At 73.5% G+C, this 16986-nt stretch carries 15 protein-coding genes and 1 pseudogene; 11 read left to right on the top strand and 5 right to left on the bottom strand.

What is annotated here, in order from left to right:
* The 6 genes and pseudogenes from VKZ81_RS15820 to VKZ81_RS15845 form a co-directional block, all read left to right on the top strand.
* A pseudogene (locus tag VKZ81_RS15820) lies at positions 1-301 on the top strand (hypothetical protein); the annotation flags it as partial.
* On the top strand, positions 298-1611 hold the full coding sequence (locus tag VKZ81_RS15825) for a glycosyltransferase (RefSeq protein ID WP_324242327.1): 1314 nt from the start codon (positions 298-300) through the stop codon (positions 1609-1611). The pseudogene VKZ81_RS15820 and the gene VKZ81_RS15825, both read left to right, overlap by 4 nt.
* Positions 1608-3557 carry a right-handed parallel beta-helix repeat-containing protein gene (locus VKZ81_RS15830; RefSeq protein WP_324242328.1) on the top strand — a complete coding sequence of 650 codons (1950 nt, stop codon included), beginning with the start codon at positions 1608-1610 and terminating at the stop codon, positions 3555-3557. The genes VKZ81_RS15825 and VKZ81_RS15830 overlap by 4 nt, the downstream gene beginning before the upstream one ends.
* 26 nt (positions 3558-3583) lie before the next feature.
* The gene (locus tag VKZ81_RS15835; RefSeq protein ID WP_324242329.1) at positions 3584-4939 is read left to right on the top strand and encodes a right-handed parallel beta-helix repeat-containing protein; all 1356 of its coding nucleotides are present in this window, start codon (positions 3584-3586) and stop codon (positions 4937-4939) included.
* 106 nt (positions 4940-5045) lie between these two features.
* On the top strand, positions 5046-5444 hold the full coding sequence (locus VKZ81_RS15840; RefSeq protein WP_324242330.1) for an STAS domain-containing protein: 399 nt from the start codon (positions 5046-5048) through the stop codon (positions 5442-5444).
* 115 nt (positions 5445-5559) lie between these two features.
* Positions 5560-6930, top strand: coding sequence for an amidase (locus VKZ81_RS15845; RefSeq protein WP_324242331.1), 1371 nt, complete (start codon positions 5560-5562; stop codon positions 6928-6930).
* Between the two features lie 8 nt (positions 6931-6938).
* On the opposite strand, the gene cds1 is transcribed toward VKZ81_RS15845, so the two are convergent.
* Complete coding sequence (gene cds1 / locus VKZ81_RS15850) at positions 6939-8054, bottom strand: L-cysteine desulfhydrase Cds1 (RefSeq protein ID WP_324242332.1); 1116 nt, start codon at positions 8052-8054, stop codon at positions 6939-6941.
* Between the two features lie 126 nt (positions 8055-8180).
* On the opposite strand from cds1, the gene VKZ81_RS15855 reads away from it, so the two are divergent.
* Positions 8181-8573 carry a group I truncated hemoglobin gene (locus VKZ81_RS15855; protein WP_324242333.1) on the top strand — a complete coding sequence of 131 codons (393 nt, stop codon included), beginning with the start codon at positions 8181-8183 and terminating at the stop codon, positions 8571-8573.
* 24 nt (positions 8574-8597) lie between these two features.
* Here VKZ81_RS15855 and VKZ81_RS15860 read toward each other — a convergent pair whose 3' ends face one another.
* Positions 8598-9908, bottom strand: a complete 1311-nt coding sequence (locus tag VKZ81_RS15860; protein ID WP_324242334.1) for an alkaline phosphatase PhoX — start codon at positions 9906-9908, stop codon at positions 8598-8600.
* Positions 9909-10327: 419 nt separating this feature from the next.
* On the opposite strand from VKZ81_RS15860, the gene VKZ81_RS15865 reads away from it, so the two are divergent.
* The 3 genes from VKZ81_RS15865 (at position 10328) to VKZ81_RS15875 (ending at position 12245) form a co-directional block, all read left to right on the top strand.
* Positions 10328-11113 carry a coiled-coil domain-containing protein gene (locus VKZ81_RS15865; protein ID WP_324242335.1) on the top strand — a complete coding sequence of 262 codons (786 nt, stop codon included), beginning with the start codon at positions 10328-10330 and terminating at the stop codon, positions 11111-11113.
* A gap of 285 nt (positions 11114-11398) precedes the next feature.
* Positions 11399-11812, top strand: a complete 414-nt coding sequence (locus VKZ81_RS15870) for an STAS domain-containing protein (protein ID WP_324242336.1) — start codon at positions 11399-11401, stop codon at positions 11810-11812.
* 139 nt (positions 11813-11951) lie between these two features.
* Complete coding sequence (locus VKZ81_RS15875; protein ID WP_324242337.1) at positions 11952-12245, top strand: WhiB family transcriptional regulator; 294 nt, start codon at positions 11952-11954, stop codon at positions 12243-12245.
* A gap of 68 nt (positions 12246-12313) precedes the next feature.
* Here the strand turns inward: VKZ81_RS15875 and VKZ81_RS15880 are convergent, their stop codons facing one another.
* A complete protein-coding gene (locus tag VKZ81_RS15880; protein ID WP_324242338.1) occupies positions 12314-12829 on the bottom strand; it encodes a hypothetical protein in 516 nt (171 codons plus the stop codon).
* Positions 12830-13033: 204 nt separating this feature from the next.
* Entirely contained in the window at positions 13034-14761 is a 1728-nt protein-coding gene (locus VKZ81_RS15885) for a SpoIIE family protein phosphatase (RefSeq protein ID WP_324242339.1), read from the bottom strand.
* A 68-nt stretch (positions 14762-14829) separates the two neighbouring features.
* Here VKZ81_RS15885 and VKZ81_RS15890 point away from each other — a divergent pair, with 68 nt between their 5' ends.
* A complete protein-coding gene (locus VKZ81_RS15890; protein ID WP_324242340.1) occupies positions 14830-15549 on the top strand; it encodes a FadR/GntR family transcriptional regulator in 720 nt (239 codons plus the stop codon).
* Here VKZ81_RS15890 and VKZ81_RS15895 read toward each other — a convergent pair.
* Positions 15542-16945 (bottom strand): Nramp family divalent metal transporter, encoded by a 1404-nt coding sequence (locus tag VKZ81_RS15895; RefSeq protein WP_324242341.1) that lies wholly within the window; start codon positions 16943-16945, stop codon positions 15542-15544. The two genes, VKZ81_RS15890 and VKZ81_RS15895, sit on opposite strands and share 8 nt — an antisense overlap.
* Positions 16946-16986: the final 41 nt, after the last annotated feature.

Raw genomic sequence — 16986 nt, forward strand, 5'->3', positions numbered from 1 at the left:
CGTCGACCTCGACCCGATCGCCGCCACCGTCGCGCGCTCCGCGGAGGGCTCGATCAACCCCGAGTACGGCATCCGCGGCGGCGCCCCCTACGGCGGCGTCTGCCTGCCCAAGGACACCCAGGGCTTCCTCGGCTTCGCCGAAACGATCGGCGTCGACATGCCGCTGCTGTCGGCCGTGGTGGAGACCAACGAGCGCCTCGCGGCGATCGTGTCGAAGGAGGTCGACACCGCCACCCACGCCGCCGCCGCCGACCAGATGCGGGCGCGCGCCATGGCGGGCTCGGACCGCGAGCCGGCATGAACCTCCCCGTCTACTACTACGTCCTGGGCACGCCGCTCGGCGTGCTGGGCCTGTTCCGCTGGGCCTGCTGGCTGGTGCGGCGCATCCCGGCGGTGCTGTACCGCCCGGTCCTCGACGAGCACCGCATGTCGCTCAGCGTGGTCGTGCCGGTCTACCAGGAGGACCCGCAGATCTTCGCGGCGGCGATCGAGTCGTGGCTCGCGAACGACGTCGACGAGATCATCCTCGTGATCGACGCGTCGGACCGCATCTGCCTGGAGATCGCCCGCCGCTACCCGGTGACGGTCGTCGTCACCACCGTCCCCGGCAAGCGGGACGCCCTGCGCCGCGGCTGGCGCAAGGCGAAGACCGACCTGGTGGCCCTGGTCGACTCCGACACCGTCTGGGCGCCCGACGTCGCGGTCGAGGTGTGCAAGCCGTTCGCCGACCCCCGCGTCGGCGGCGTCGGCACCCGGCAGTCGGTCTACGGCGCGCGCGGGTTCCTCGCGCGGATCACCGACATGTTCCTCGATCACCGCTACTTCGACGAGAACGCGAGCCAGACCTACCTGGGCAAGGCCGTCTCCTGCCTCTCCGGGCGGACCGCGATCTACCGGCGCCGGCTGCTGCTGGAGATCGAGGACGAGTTCATGGACGAGACGTTCTGGGGCGTGCCGTGCCTGTCCGGCGACGACAAGCGGCTCACCACGCTCGTCCTCGAGCGCGGCTACCTCACCTACATGCAACGCACGGCCGAGGTGTGGTCCACCTTCCCGAGTTCCTGGCGGATCTTCTTCCGGCAGCGGCTGCGGTGGGCGCGCAACACCTGGCGGTCCGACCTGCGCGCGCTGTCGCGGCCGTGGGTGTGGCGCCACCCGTTCCTCGCCTACACGATGGTCGACAAGGCGGTCTCGAGCTTCACGCTCCTGCTCGGGCCGCTCTTCATGATCGCCGCGCTGGTCGCCCAGAACTGGATGTTCGCGGTCGTACTGGCGCTGTGGTGGCAGATCAGCCGCTCGGCCAAGCTGCTCCCCCACATCTGGCGCAGGCCGTCGAGCTTCTTCCTGGTGCCCGGGTACGTGCTCGTCTCCTGGATCATGGCGCTGATCAAGATCCAGGCGCTGCTCACGATCCGGCGCCAGCGCTGGCTCACCCGCCAGGTCGCCGTCGAGAACGGCGAGGTGGTGCGCACGACCTCCAACGGTTCGGCGTCCTCCAACGGTTCGGCGCCGCAGCCGCACCACGCCGCGCAGCAGGCGGCCGAACCGGCGTCGGAGGCGCCCGGCGACGGCGAGCGGTCGAGCCAGCCGCGAGCGGAGGCGCCGGTATGACCGCCCACACCCGGCTCGGCGTGCTCGTCGCGGCGGGCGCGCTGCTCGGCGCCGTCGGCGTCCTGCTCTCCGGCGAGCTGCCGGGCGCGGTCGCCCACGCCGCCCCCGCACCCACCGTCACACCCCTGCAGCCGCACCAGCCGAGGCCCCAGCCGGACCCCGACGCCGCCGAGCGGGCCGCCGCTGCCGCCAAGGCGCGGGCCCAGGCCGCGGCGCGGGCTGCGCGGGCGGCGGCCAAGCGCGCCGAGGCGGCCCGCAAGGTCCGCGCGACGTGGGAGAAGCGGGGCAGGCCGCACCGGCTGGCCGTCGTGCGGCCGGACCGGATCGACGTCGTGACCGACGGCCGCCTCACCCGCCAGTACGGCCGCGGCGGCCGCACCGTCACGATCAACACGCTGGACCGGGCGCTGCCCGACGACTGGGTCTCGGTGTCGGAGGGCACCGCGGCGCTCAGCGCCATGATCGTCCTGACCCCGGGGATCACGCTCGAGATCGCCGATCCGGTGAAGCGGCTGGAGCTGGTCGGCGGGGCCACCCCGCAGGACGCGGCGGCGATCCACACCGGCAGCGGCCGGGTGCTGCTGAACGGCGTGACGGTCACCTCGGTGGACCCCGCCACGGGCCAGGTCGTCGCCCCCACCTCACCCGGCCGCCCGTACTTCGCGGTGTCCGGTCGGCTCGAGGCGGTCGACTCCACCATCAGCGACCTCGGCACCCCGTCCACGGGGCTGGAGAGCGCGCGGGCGGCCGTGACGTTCAACCGGGGCTCCACCGGATCGCTCGTGCGGACCACGCTGGCGCGCAACACCATCGGCCTGGAGCTGTCCCGGTCCGAGGGCGTGCACCTCGAGGACGTCACCGTCACCGAGTCGGTGGGCGACGGGCTGCTGCTCACCGGCGACCGGGACACGACGATGAGCGGCATCCGCGCCGTCGGCAACGGCGAGAACGGCGTGGTGGTCGCGGGCGAGAGCACCGGCAGGCCCGTCACCGGCATCACCACCAGCGGGAACGGCGACTTCGGCGTGGTCGTGGTCGCCCAGACCGGCACCAACCTGTCCGGGATCGCCACCGAGCGGGACCAGGCGGGCGGCCTGCGGATCAACCGGTCGACCGACGTGCACGTCACCGACTTCAGCGCCACCGAGCAGCCGGCGGGCGTGTACGTCCACGTGGGCTCGAAGCAGATCCTGCTCGACCACGTCCGGACCACCGGCGGCAGGCGCGGGGTCGTGGTGGAGAAGAGCACCGACGGGCTCGAGCTGCGCGACTCCACGATCGAGGGGACCCGGGTGACCGGCGTCGGGATCGGCGGCAAGCACGTGCTGCTCAGCGGCGTTCAGATCAAGGACGCGCGCGCCGCCGTCCGGGTCGAACGCGGCGCGGTCGGCGTCCGCCTGGCCGGGGTCGCCGTCGAGGGCGGCCGCGACGGTGTCGTGACGACCGCGGGCACCACCGGTGTCGTGATCGCGGACCTCGTGGCGCGCAACGTCGCGTCGGACGCGATCCGGACCGCCAGCACGGACGCCGAGATCATCGGCGGACACATCACAGGCGGGACGACCGGGATCGACGTCCTGGCCGCCACGACGATCTCCGGCATCACGATCGAGGGTGCCGACGAGGGCATCCACTCCCGCTCGCCGGACCTCGTGCGGGCCGACGAGGTGAACATCGACACGCTCAGCCTCGGCATCAACGCGGCGCCGGGGACGCCGTTCCAGCTGACCGGGTCCAGCGTGCACGCCCTCGAGGCGCTGCGCGGGCCGATCGAGCAGCGCGGGACGAACGACGTCAGCCTCCCGCCGCTCAACCTGCTCAGCGCGATCGGCGTGCCGCTGATCGTGCTGGCCATCGTGCTCGAGCAGGTGCACGCAGCGCGGCAGCGGCGGGCGGGGGTTCGCAGGCGACGGGCGCCGCCGGTGCCCGTCGGCGCGACGAGCTAGGGCAGCGCCGCCCCGAGGAGGGACCCATGAGAACGACATCGACACCGGCCAGGGCGGCCCTCGTCGTGGCGACCGTCGCGGTGCTGGGCTGCGCGGTCGTGCTCGCCGTGATCGGCAGCATCCCCCCGGAGCCGCCGCAGCTGGTCCGCCAGGAGGCGGCGCCCCCGGTCGAGATCGACCCGACCCACCCGTGCACGCGCGAGGCTCCGGCCGGGCAGGGCGCCCCGCCCACGGAGGGCGGCGTGGAGGCCCGCTTCGACCCCGCCCAGAACGCGGTGGTGCTCTCCGGCGGTCAGGGCGTCACCCTCCCCGCGCTCGCGCAAGCGGTGGGCAACCCGGACCTGCTGCGCGAGGAGGCGCCGGGCGAGTGGCTGCTCGGCGCGGACCTCGTGCTGATGCCCGGCACGTCCGTGCAGATCTCGGCCCCGACCACCCGGTGGCTCAAGCTGCTGAGCACGGCCGAGCGGTTCGCGTCCGTGAAGTCCTTCGGCGGCGGCATCGACGTGACCGGGGCGTGCATCACCTCGTGGGACCCCGCGACGGGCACCGTCGACACCACCGTCGAGGACGGCCGCGGCTTCCTGCTCGCCCGCGACGGCGCGCAGATGACCATCGACGGGTCGGAGCTGCGCTACCTCGGCTTCGGGGCGGTGGAGTCCTACGGCCTGTCGTGGCGCACGGCCGGCACCACAGGCAAGATCACCAACAGCGTGGTGTCGCACAACTACTTCGGGCTCTACAGCCACGAGATCGACGGCCTCGTCGTCGCCGACAACGAGTTCCACGACAACCACCTGTACGGCATCGACCCGCACACCGGCTCGCACAACATGACGATCGAGCGCAACGTCGTCCACGACAACGGCAAGCACGGGATCATCCTCGCCGAGGACTGCGTGGACAGCGTGGTGCGGCAGAACGTGGTGTACCGCAACCACCACCACGGCATCGTGCTCTACCTGCGCTCGGACCGGAACACCGTCGAGGACAACGACACGTTCGCCAATGCCGCGCAGGGCATCAACGTCAACGAGTCCCACGACAACGTCATCCGCGGCAACCGGGTGTACGACAACGTCGAGTCGGGCATCGGCATCACCCAGACCTCGAAGAACAACCTCGTCGAGAACAACCAGAGCCGGGGCAACGCCCAGGACGGGATCCGCGTCGTCAGCGAGGCGGCGCTGACCACCGTCCGCGCGAACGCGCTCGGCGAGAACGGCCGCTACGGCGTCTACGTCGACATCGACGGCGACGTCGACATCGCGGGCAACATGATCTTCGCCAACCGGTCGGGGATCATGCTCAAGGGCTCCGCGGTGGTGCCCGACGACGACAACGAGATCTTCGGCAACCACGAAGCGGCGGTCATCGCGGGGTAGGGGGGTGCCGTTGTGGTCCCCCTGGGGCGTCCGTAGGGTTGAACGGCGGCTCGCGAGGACAAGACCGCATCCCGTGTCCACGACACCCACATCGAGGAGCCGGTGCATGAGCGGCGACATCCCCGCCGACCGCGGGACCAGCGACGAGAACGACGAGATCGGCGAGGTCATCCGGTTCGACGTGGTCAGCCACGGCCCGGACGCGCGGGTCGTGCACGTCGTCGGCGAGATCGACACCCTCACCGCGCCGGTGCTGCGCACGCGCCTCGACGAGCAGGTGGCGGCCGTGCCGCTGCTGGTCCTCGACCTGACCGACGTCACGTTCCTCGGCTCGGCGGGCCTCGCCGTGCTCGTCGCGGCCAAGGACGAGGCCGACCGCAGGCGGCACACGCTGCGGCTGGTGCCCGGCTCCCGGATCGTCACGCGCGCCCTGGAGGCCACCGGGCTGCTGGGCATCTTCGACGTCGCCGAGGGCGTGCCGCAGGCCCTCGAGCCCGCCGGCTGATCCCGCCGCCATGCCGCCGCCCGAGGGGCCGGGCGGCATGATCGACAACGCCCGACCGGGGGTCCCCACGGCGGGTCCTCCCCATGATCAGGTCTTTTGGTGCCATGGTTGGCGGATGGACGCCCTCGACCTGACCGGGCTCACCGCAGCAGACATCGTGTCGCGAGTGCGGGACGGGCGCAGCAGCGCGGTCGACGTCGCCCGCGCGCACGTGGCCCGGATCGCCGAGCTCGACCCGGAGGTCGGCGCCTTCGCCGAGCACGACCCGGCGCGGGTGCTGGCCGAAGCGGGTGCGGTCGACGCCCGCCCCGACCGGTTCGCGCTCCCGCTCGCGGGCGTGCCGGTGGCCGTACCGGACGACATCGACGTGGCGGGCTACCCCACCCGCCACGGGTCGGCGGGCACCTCGGCCGACCCGGCCCGCCGCGACGACGAGCTGGTGAAGCGGCTGCGCGCCGCGGGCGCCGTCGTCATCGGCAAGGTGCGGATGCCCGAGCTCGCGGTGTGGTCCTTCTCCCAGGCCACGCAGGCCGCGCCGCGCAACCCCCTCGACCTGTCCCTGGACCCGGGCGGCTCCGGCGCCGCGGCGGCCGTGGCCGCTCGCATGGCGGTGCTGTCGCTCGCCGTCGACGGCGGCGGCGCGGCCCGGGTGCCTGCGGCCTGCTGCGGCCTGGTCGGGCTCAAGCCCGGCCCGCAGGTCGTGCCGCTGCCCCGCGGCGCCGAGGAGCACTGGTGCGGGCTCGGCGCGACCGGCCCGATCGCCCGCACCGCGGGAGACGCCGCGCTCATGCTGGGCGTGCTGGCGGGCACGCCGGTCGACCTGGACGCGCCCGGGCCACGCCGCATCGCGCTGTCGCTGCGCGCGCCGTGGCCCTGCCGCGGCCTGCACCCCGACCACCGGGCCGCCGCGATCGGGGCGGCCGCGCGGCTGCGCGCCGGGCCCGGCGGTGCGCTCGTCGGCTTCGCCGACCCGCCCTACCCCCGCGGGCTCGCTCGGCAGTGGGTGCGGCGCTGGCAGGCGGGCGTGGCCCGCGACGCCGAGGCGCTCGACCTCGACCTGGGCGCGGTGGGGCGGTGCACCGCCACCGTCGTGCGCAAGGGCCGCCGCGTCCTGCGCTTCGCCCCGCCCCGCCCGGCCGCCGCCGCGGCGTGGCGCGACCGGATGCTCGCCTGGATGGACGAGGGCGGCTACGACGTGGTGCTCGGGCCGGCCACCACCCAGCCCCCGTTGCGCGCCGGGGCGATGCTCGGCCACGGCTACACCTCGAGCCTGCTCACCACGGCCGCCCGCCTGTCCTGCACCCCCGCCTGGAACCTCGCGGGACTGCCCGCCGTGGTCGCCCCGGTGCTGATCGGCGACCGGCCCGTGGGCGTGCAGCTGGTCGGGCGCCCGGGCGCGGAGGCGGCGTTGCTCGCGGCGGCGGCCAAGCTCGAGCGCCGCGCGGTCCCCACGGCGGGCGCCGCCGCACCCCGGGTGTACGCGTAGCCGCGGCGTCACGGCTCCGGCGGCTTCCACTCCCCCGTCGCGAAGAAGTGCTCCAGCGTGGCGGTGTAGGGCGCGAGGTCCAGCCCGTTGCGGCGCAGCCAGCCGTCGTCGTAGTAGCTGTGCCGATAGCGGTCGCCACCGTCGCAGATGAGCGTGACCACACTGCCGCGGATCCCGCGCTGCAGCATCCGCGCGACCAGCTGCCAGACGCCCCACAGGTTCGTCCCCGTCGACCCGCCCGCCCAACGCCCGGTGACGTCGCGCAGGTGGTGGGCCGCGGCGATGCTCGCGGCGTCCGGCACGGGGATCATCAGGTCGATCACGCTCGGCACGAAGCTGGGCTCCATGCGGGGCCTGCCGATCCCCTCGATCCGCGACGGCATGCCGGTCGTGTAGTCCGCGGCGCCGGTCGTCCAGCCGGGGAAGAACGCGGAGTTCTCCGGGTCGACGACGGCGAGCCGGGTGGGGTGGCGGCGGTAGCGCAGGTAGCGCCCGATCGTCGCCGAGGTGCCGCCGGTGCCCGCCCCGACGACGATCCACTCGGGCACCGGGTGGCGCTCCATCGCCAGCTGCTCGAAGATCGACTCGGCGATGTTGTTGTTGCCGCGCCAGTCGGTGGCGCGCTCGGCGTAGGTGAACTGGTCGATGTAGTGCCCGCCGCACTCGTCGGCGAGCCGCTGGGCCTCGGCGTACATGTCCGGGGCGCGGTCGACGAAGTGGCAGCGCCCGCCGTAGCGCTCGATCAGCGCGATCTTCTCCGGGCTCGTGCTGCGCGGCACGACCGTCACGAACGGCACGCCGATGAGCTGGGCGAAGTACGCCTCCGACACCGCCGTCGACCCCGAGCTCGCCTCGACCACGGTGGTGCCCTCGACGATCCAGCCGCTGGCGAGCGCGTAGAGGAACAGCGAGCGGGCGAGCCGGTGCTTGAGGCTGCCGGTGGGGTGCACCGACTCGTCCTTGAGGTACACGTCGACGCCCCACTCCGGGGGCACCGGGAAGACGTGCAGGTGCGTGTCCGCCGAGCGGTTGGCGTCGGCCTCGACCCGCCGGATGGCCTCGGTGACCCAGGCGCGGGTGCGGTCGCAGGAACGGTCGACGGGCCCGGGGGTGCGGTCGGTCACGGCGCCATTGTGCTGGGTGGGATTCCGCCCGCTTCACAGCCACCGGCGGGCCGCGGTGAGGCACATTTCACACCCGTGTTGCGCGGCGGTGATCGGTGAGCAATTGCGCGAATCTACCAATAGCGCATGACGTCGACCGGGAAAGTCAGCATCTACGACTCCATCGGCGGCGCCGCAGCGGTCGCGGCGGCCGTCGACCTCTTCTACGAGCGCGTCCTCGCGGACCCGGACCTGGCCGGCTACTTCACCGGGGTCGACATCGCGAAGCTGAAATCCCACCAGCGCAGCTTCATCGCCGCCGCGATCGGCGGCCCCGAGGTCTTCAGCGGCCGTTCGATGAAGGACGCGCACGCCCACCTGAACGTCCGGCCCGAGCATTTCGACCGCGTCGTCGACCACCTCGTCGCCACCCTCACCGAACTCTCCGTGCCCGCCGACGTCATCGGACGGATCGGCGCCACGCTCGCCCCGCTGAAGGCCGACATCGCCCCGACCCCGCTGCCCGCGGCCGGGGACTGACCCGGTCGGCTCGCGCCGCCGCCGTCAGACCCAGGGCCCGGTGATCGCGAACATGGTCCCCGGCACCTGGACGTTCGCGAACAGCACCCGTCCGTCGGCGCTGAAGACGGGGCCGGTGAACTCGCCGCCCCGCTCGCTGCGGGCGAGCCGGTACGTCGTGCCGTCCTCGGCCGCGGCGACGAGGTGGTTCGCCCCGTTGCCGTCCTCGGCGACGATCACGCCGCCGTACGGCGAGACGCTGATGTTGTCCGGTCCGTCGGCGCCGTCGTCGTCGCCCCGGAACGCCAGGCGCAGGGTGAGCGTCGAGCGGCGCGGGTCGTAGAACCACACCTGCCCCCGGTGCCCGCTGGAGTAGCTGGACACGATGTAGGCGCCCCCGTGGCCCCACCACGCGCCCTCCAGCTTGTGGGCCCGGGTGACCCGGCCGTCGCCGAGCTGTTCGCGCACCGGCTCGTCCCGGGCGTCGCGATCGGGCACCTCGACCCACTCCACGCGGTAGGTCGTGCCGGCCGAGCGCGCCCGCGCGAGGTCTGGCACGTGCTCGCCCGCCTCGTCGGTGCAGCGCATGGCGGCGAGCACGCCGTCGGTGTCGCCGAGGAGGCGCAGCGCACCCCGGCCGCCGCGGAAGCCCGCGGGCGGCGCCCAGCGGTAGACGAGCCCGTTCGGCCCGGACGCGTCCTCGGTGAGGTAGATGTCGCCGGTCGCCGGGTCCACCGCGAGCGCCTCGTGGGAGTAGCGCCCGAGCGCCTTCACCGGGCGCGGGTCGACGAGCGCCGCCCGGTCGAAGGGGTCGACCTCGAAGACGTAGCCGTGGTCGCGCTCGTACCCGCGCTCGCCCGCCCGGGCCTCGGTCTCCTCGCACGTGAGCCACGTCCGCCACGGCGTCACGCCGCCGGCGCAGTTGGTGGACGTGCCCGCGATCCCGACCCGCTCGGACACGCGCCGCCCCGCCGCGTCCGTCGTGACGATCGTGCAGCCGCCCGCCGCGCCCGGGTCGTAGACGAGCCCGTCGAGGTGCGGCACGGCGAGCTGCGTGCCCGCCCCCTCGCGGATCTCGTGGTTCAGCACGAGCACCGTGCCGCCGCCCGGGACCGCGAACGCGCCCGTTCCGTCGTGGTTGCGCGGGGTGGGCTCCCCGGTCTCCAGCGCGGTCTTCCCCGCCTCCGTCACGATCGCGTAGGAGAAGCCCTCCGGCAGGGCGAGCCGCCCTTCCGGGTCGTCGACGAGGGGGCCGTACCCCGCCCGCGGGGCGGCGGCGCGCAACAGGTCGGTGCTCCCGGCCAGGAGGACCCCCGCCGCCGATCTCTGGAGGAACGCCCGCCGCGACAACCGCATGGGGGCGATGAAAACCGACGGCCGCCCGGCTGCGCCGGAGGCAGGCGCGCGCTTCGCCCGATCGGGCGGCCGCCTGCGGCGCGCGGCCAGGGCCGTCCGGAGCAGCCGATGTCACCACTCAGAGCAACCGGCAATTACGCAGCGTGTTCAATGCGAGGGGTGCCCGGACCCCGCGGAGAGCCGCCCCACCGCGCCCGCACGGCCGAGCCGCCCCGCCCGCGAACGCCGGAGCGGCCGCCCCGCAGACGATCTTCGCACGTCACGGGCCCTCACCGAGGAGCCGCAGGCCGCACCTCGTCGACCGCACGCCCCACGAAGCCGTGCGCTGCAGTGATGCCGAACACCGCCGGACGCATGAAGACACCCGCCCGTCGACGCCATGTGGAGGCGCACCGGTTCGAGCGAACACACTACCCGCCGTGACGATCAGCACCCCCCCGAACTCCGTCCACAGCAGTGGGGGCGTCCCGTCCCCCGCCGGAGCCTCGTTCGACATCGTGCGGCGCGGCTACGACCGCGACCAGGTCGACGCGCAGATGCGCGAGCTCCGGGAGCGCATCACCGCCGCCGAGACCGCGCGCAAGGCCGCGGAGCAGCATGCCCGCGCCCTCGAGAGCGAGCTGCGCACCCTGCGCGCGCAGCAGCCCGACGGCCCGATCTCCCAGGAGAGCTTCGGCTTCCGCGCGGAGAAGATCCTGCGGCTCGCCGAGCACGAGGCGGCGGACGTCCGCAACCGGGCCGCCCAGGAGGCCACCGCGCTCGTCGAGCAGGCCCGCGCCGACGCCGAACGCCACCGCCACGAGGTCGAGCAGAAGCTCATCGCCCGCTCCGCCGAGCTGGACCAGGAGGCCGCGAAGCGCAACGTGGCCATCCAGGAGCGGGAGCAGCAGGCCGCCGCCATGCTCGCCGCCGCGCGTGAGGACGCCGCCCGCATCACCGACGACGCCCGGGCCGCCGCCGACAAGGTCGTCTCCGAGGCGCAGGCCCGCGCCAAGGAGATCCTCGACCGCAGCGACCAGGACCTCAAGCGCCGGCGCGACGCCGCCGAGCAGGAGCTGCGGCGCATCAACTCGCTCCACGAGAACGTGCGCAACGAGATGGCGCGGCTGCACAAGCTCCTCGGCACCGAGCTCGGCGAGAGCACGTCCGGTAGCTCCGGCGACTCCGCCGACCGCAACGGCGCCGCCGCGGCATCCCGCAACTGACGGGCCGTTCGCGAAGTCCGCGCTCTTCGCGCCCCAGGCGGCCGCTGGCTGCGTCGCAGGGCCGACCGGGTGATCCGGCCCGGCCCGCCCTCCGATCTGGCCAGCGGCCGCCTGGACCACGAAGCCCGGTTCTCGAACCGCGCCCCACCACGACCTGCGCGCTGATCGTCCGCATCCGATCCGCGCCCCCGGGCGGCCTGGACGGCTCCACTCCGCCCACCCCGTCCAGGCCGCCCCGCCGCTTCCGGTGGCACGGGACGGCCCCGAGCCTTACGGTGGCCACCGATGTCCGAGACGCGCGAGAACCTGCAGGCCGATCCCCCGTCGATACGACGCGGGGCCGACGCCGACGACCAGATCACGTTGGCGACCGCTCGCCCCGCCGCCGGGCAGGTCGTCATCACCGTCGGCGGTGAGGTCGACATGCTGACCTCCCCCCAGCTGCGCCTCGCCGTGCTCGACAAGTTCGAGCCCGACGCGGGGGTGGAGCTCGTCGTGCTGGACCTGGACGGGGTCACCTTCCTCGGCACCAGCGGGCTCGCCGTGCTCATCGAGGTGCGCGAGGCCGCCCACGCGGCCGGCGTCGAGCTGCGGCTGGCCTGCACGGCCCGCCGCGTGCTGCGGCCGCTCACCATCGCGGGCCTCGTCCCGCTGTTCGACATCCACGACTCCGTGGAGCGCGCGCTGGCAGCCACCTGAGCAGCGGAAAACGGACACCAGAGTGTGAGCTGGGTCACATCTGGCCGCATCGCGCCCTGAGGCGTTTGGTCGTCCACCGGCCTGGGAATCAGCACCTCGGTCGCCCGGAACGTTCGGGCACGAGCGACAAGAGGTGACGATGAGCGACGTTTCGCGGCTCCCCGGCCCCCTGGACCACGCGTGGCAGTGGCAGCGGCTCGGGGCGTGCCGGGGCATGGACAGCGGCGTCTTCTTCCACCCGGACGGGGAGCGGAACCCCTCACGCGCGCGACGGACCGCGCAAGCCAAGGAAGTGTGCCGGCGTTGCCCGGTGATCGAGCAGTGCCGCGAGTTCGCGCTGCAGACCCGCGAGCCCTTCGGGGTGTGGGGCGGGCTGGCAGAGGCCGAACGGCGTGTGATCCTCGAGCAACGCGGCATCGCCATGGCGAGCTGAATGGTCGGGACGGGGAGGGCGGGTCCGGGAAGCACCGGACCCGCCCTCCGTCGTTCCAGGCCTCGTCGCTACGTGACGATGGCGAGCTCGAGGCAGCGGTAGCGCAACAGTGGGATCCCGTAGACGCGGGCGATCCGCTGGACCGCACGCTCGACGACGACGCGCGCCGGGTCGGCGGGCGCCGGGACCGGGGCGAGGCAGTACAGGCCCGGCTCCGGGTCGAAGCCCACCAGCTCGCTCATCGCGGCGACGAGGTCGTCCTCCGCGGCGGCGGGCAGCGGGTCGAGCAGGCCCAGCCGGTGCAGCGCGAGCCCGGGCAGCCCGAGCCGGGCGACGCTCGCGCGCAACTCCTCCCCGTACTCGTCGACGTCGTCGTCCTCGGCGTCGGGGCGGGTGTCGTCGACGGCGACGAGCAGGTCCGACTGGGGGAAGCCGGCGATGAGCTCGGCGAGGTGCGACTCGGGCCGGAACAGCTCCATCGGGCTCACGGTGACCGCCACCGCGCGAGATGCCGGAACAGCCGAACCGCCGGTGGCGGCCTGCACCACCGGCTCGGAGAGCGGCATCTCCGGAACCGCGACCATCTGCAACACGTCCCCCTCGACCGGTCGCCGCCCCGCCCCCTGGGACGCGCGATCCGCCGCAGAGTCAACTCCCACCGGACCCGCTCCAAACGCCGTACCGGCGGTCCGTACGGCGAACGGCCGGAGCTGATCCGTGAGTGGCGCCTTCCCGCGGGGTGGGCGGTGGAACGGTAGGTGAACGCCGTTCGGCGCTCCCACCAGCACTTACTCCGCGCCCACCGGCGGTCGGCGGTCCAGCCGGACGGCGAGCAGCGCGACGTCGTCGCGCAGGCGCTGCGGGCTGCACACGTCGAGCACCCGCTCCACCACCTCCTCGGCCGCGGCGCCGAACGGCAGCTCGGCGAGGGTCCGCTCCAGCAGCGCGGTGCGCTTGTCGGCGTCCTCGCCCACGACGTCGGTGAGCCCGTCGGTGTAGAGCAGGAGCAGCGTGCCGGGCAGGCAGCGGTGCGCCCCCTCGCCGCGGCAGCCGCTGCGCGAGGGCCGGATCGCGCCGATCATCGGCGAGCTGTGCGCGTCCAGCCGCACCAACGTGCCGTCGGGTTCGACCAGCAGCGGGGCCGGGTGACCCGCGTTCGCGTAGCGGAGCATCCGGCCGCCGTCGGCGTCCGGCGGGTCCACGCGCGCGTAGACGGCGGTGGCCATCGTCGCCATCGCGAGGCCCTGCACCAGCTGGTCGCACCGGTCGAGCACGGAACCGGGCGGCCCGCCGTCCCACGCGTAGGAACGCAGCACGCCGCGCAGCTGGCCCATCGCGGCGGCCGCGCGCAGGTCGTGGCCGGCGACGTCGCCGATCGCGAGGCCGAGCGCCCCGTCGGGCAGGTCGAGCACGTCGTACCAGTCGCCGCCGACCTGGTTGCCGTCGACGCCCACCAGGTAGCGGGCCGCGACCTGCACCCCCGGCACGCCGGACACCTCGGGCAGCAGGCTGCGCTGGAGCGTGGCCGCGGCCGCGTGCTCGGTCTCGTAGAGCCGCGCGTTGTCGATCGCGAGGCCGGCCCGGCCGGCCACGTCGGTGGCGAGGTGCAGGTGGCGCGGGCCGTACCGGCGACCGTACGGGTGTTGGGTGATCAGCGTGAGCGCGCCCAGCACGCGGCCCCGCGCCCGCACCGGGACGACCATCACCGACCGCAGGCGCAGCGTGTCGTACACGGCGGCGGCCGCCGGGTCCTCCGGGTAGCGGTCGGCGCCGCGCTCGGGCAGCTCCGGCACGAGCACCGGGCGGTCGCCCGCGAGGACGTGGCCGGTGTCGCTGCCGCCGCCGACGTGGTAGTTGCGCAGCCTGCCGAGCTCGTGCAGCCGATCCTCGTCGGCCGGGTCCCGCGCGGCCACGGCGAGGCGGCGCGGCACGCCGCGGCCGGGCACGTCCAGCACGTCGACGGCGCACAGGTCGGCGAGCTCCGGCACCAGGCTGCGGGCCAGCCGCTTGCACGCGTCCACCACGCCGAGCGCGGCCGTCATCTGTGTGGTGGCCTCGGCCAGCATCCGCAGCTGCGCGCGGGCCTCCTCGGCCTCGGTGAGCGCGGCCCGGCGCTCCTGCTCGACGACCACCCGCTCGGTGACGTCGTTCTGCACCCCGACGAAGTTGACGAGCTCACCCCAGTCGTCGAAGACCGGCGAGATCGCGATCTCGTTCCAGAACGCCGTGCCGTCCCGTCGGTAGTTCAGCAGCACCTCGGTGACCGGCCGCTGCTCCCGCAGCGCGTCGGCGATCCTGCGCACGGCGCCCGGGTCGGTGTTGCGCCCCTGGAGGAACCGGCAGTTGCGCCCGAGCGCGTCCTCGACCGGGTAGCCGGTGAGCGCGGTGAACGACGGGTTGACCCACACCAGCGGGTTGTCGTCCTGCCGCGGGTCGGTGATCGTGAACGACATGTTGCTGGCGACGACGGCGCGCTCGCACAGCCCGTCCGGCTGTCCGTCTCCGCCGTACCACACGCACCCAGAGTAGGAGAAGCGTCACGGTAGGCGCGCCCCCCAGCACGCCGCCCCTCTAAAGTGGATGAATGCGCCCCGGGCGAGCCGATGTGGTGGCCGAACAGCTGCTCGACCTCGTGCTCGATGGCACGTTCCCGATCGGTGGGCCGTTGCCGAGCGAGTCGGAGCTGGCCGCCCGCTTCGGCGTCAGCCGCCTCACCGTCCGCGAGGCCATCCGCTCGCTGGTCCCCACCCGCGTGCTGGACGTGCAGCAGGGCCGCTCCACGCTCGTCAACCCCACCAGCATGTGGTCGCCGCTCGACGGCAGGCTGCTGCTCGCGCGCAGCCGCGCGGGCAGCGACCCGCTGCTGCTGCCGCGCAGGCTGATGGAGGCCCGCCGGGCGGTCGAGGTCGCGATCGTCGAGCTCGCCGCGGTGCGCAGGCAGGAGCACCACATCGAGCGCCTGCGCACCCTCCACCAGAAGATGCTCGACGGCCACGCCCGCGGCGACGTCACGGCCAGCGCCGAGGCCGACCTCGCCTTCCACGCCGCGCTCTTCGACGCCGCCGACAACGTCTTCCTCGACGCGCTGTTCGAACCGCTCACCTCGGTCCTGCGCGCGATGCGCGAGGAGACCTCCGCCGTGCCGGACTTCCGCAGCCACGCCATCGACCGCCACGCCGCGATCCTGCAGGCGGTCGAGGCGGGCGATCCGGTCCAGGCGCGGGCCGCGATGGAGGCCCACCTCCAGCAGACCGAGGAGGACTTCGAGCGCTACCTCAACCCGGCCGAGCTCGGCGCTAGATGACCCCGAACACGTCGAGCAGCGAGTAGACCCCGAGCAGGGCGATCGCCGCGCTGCTCACCGCGAGGAACACCGAGAACCCGCGCCCACCGTGCAGCCGGGGGTCGGTCTCGTTGCGCCGCAGCCAGTAGACGGCCCACACCACGCCGACGAGGAAGATCCCGGTCATCACGCCCGCGATCTGCACCATGATCACCGGCGACTGGATCGTCAGGTACAGCACGCCCCACAGCAGCGGCAGCGCCACGGTGAAGACCCGGATCCACTTCAGGCGGGCGACCGGGTCCTGCCAGTCGAGGACGCCGAACGTGGCCAGCAGGTTGGTGTACATCCGCGACCAGCTGGGGATCGACGCCCACATCGTCGAGCCGAGCACCGCGATCGCACCGAGCAGGAAGATGATGTTGACCCACTCACCGAGGGTGTCGGTGTACATCCGCGAGAGCGTGGTGATCATCCCGTTGCCCTCGGGGGTGAGGCCCTGCGGGTTCAGGACGGCCGCACCCATCAGGTAGAACGCCAGCGTCCCGAACGTGTAGATCACCCAGGACACGAACGCGTCCTTGTACATCACGCGGATCCAGCCGTTGGCCCGCCGGACCCACTCCTCGCTGCCGTCGTTGGGGCCCACCCAGCGCGCGTAGCCCTTCTCCACGCACCAGTAGGTGTAGAAGGTGATCTCGTCGGCCCCGACGCCGGTGATGCCGAACATCGCCAGGGCCGCACCGAGCGCACCGGCCGGGATCAGGAACTGCAGGCCGCTGCCGAGGTCGTCGATGCCGTAGGCGAACGGCGTGGCGGGCAGGCCGAGCGCGATCAACACGGTGACCGCCGTGAAGATCACCACGAGGACCGCGGCACCGCGCTCGATGAGCGAGTAGCGGTTGGAGTACAGCAACGCGATGCTGCCGATGGCCAGCACCGCGGTCCAGACCAGCAGCGACTGGAAGGCGAGCGGGTCGCCCCCGATCGGCAGCAGGATGCTGAACGCCACCGCGGTGCCGCCGATGATGCCGCCGAGCTGCAGCAGCTTGGACAGCGCCAGCACGGCCCAGAGCAGGTTGACCCACCCGATCCCGAAGATCTTCGGGGGCACCTTGGCGTAGCCGGTGAGCGCGGGCTGGCCGGTGGCGATCGTCCACCGGGCCAGCTCGACCTGGACCGCCACCTTCACCAGCGTGCTGACGATCACCAGCCAGAGCAGGACGAAGCCGGCCTGGGCGCCCAGCGCCGTCGTCGCGATCAGCTCACCGGACCCGACGATCGAGGCGCTGAGGATCAGACCGGGGCCCAAGTAGCGCAGGCTTGCCCGCCAGCCGACCGGCGGCTCCTTGATGCCGTCCGCGGTGAGGGTGTACGGGTCGGCCGCGGGGGCCGACCGCTCGATGCTCTCGGACATCCTCGTCCTCTCGCGCTCAACTCATCAGATGTTTGAGCGAT

The sequence above is a fragment of the Pseudonocardia sp. genome (assembly GCF_035305885.1).
Classification (GTDB): Bacteria; Actinomycetota; Actinomycetes; order Mycobacteriales; family Pseudonocardiaceae; genus Pseudonocardia.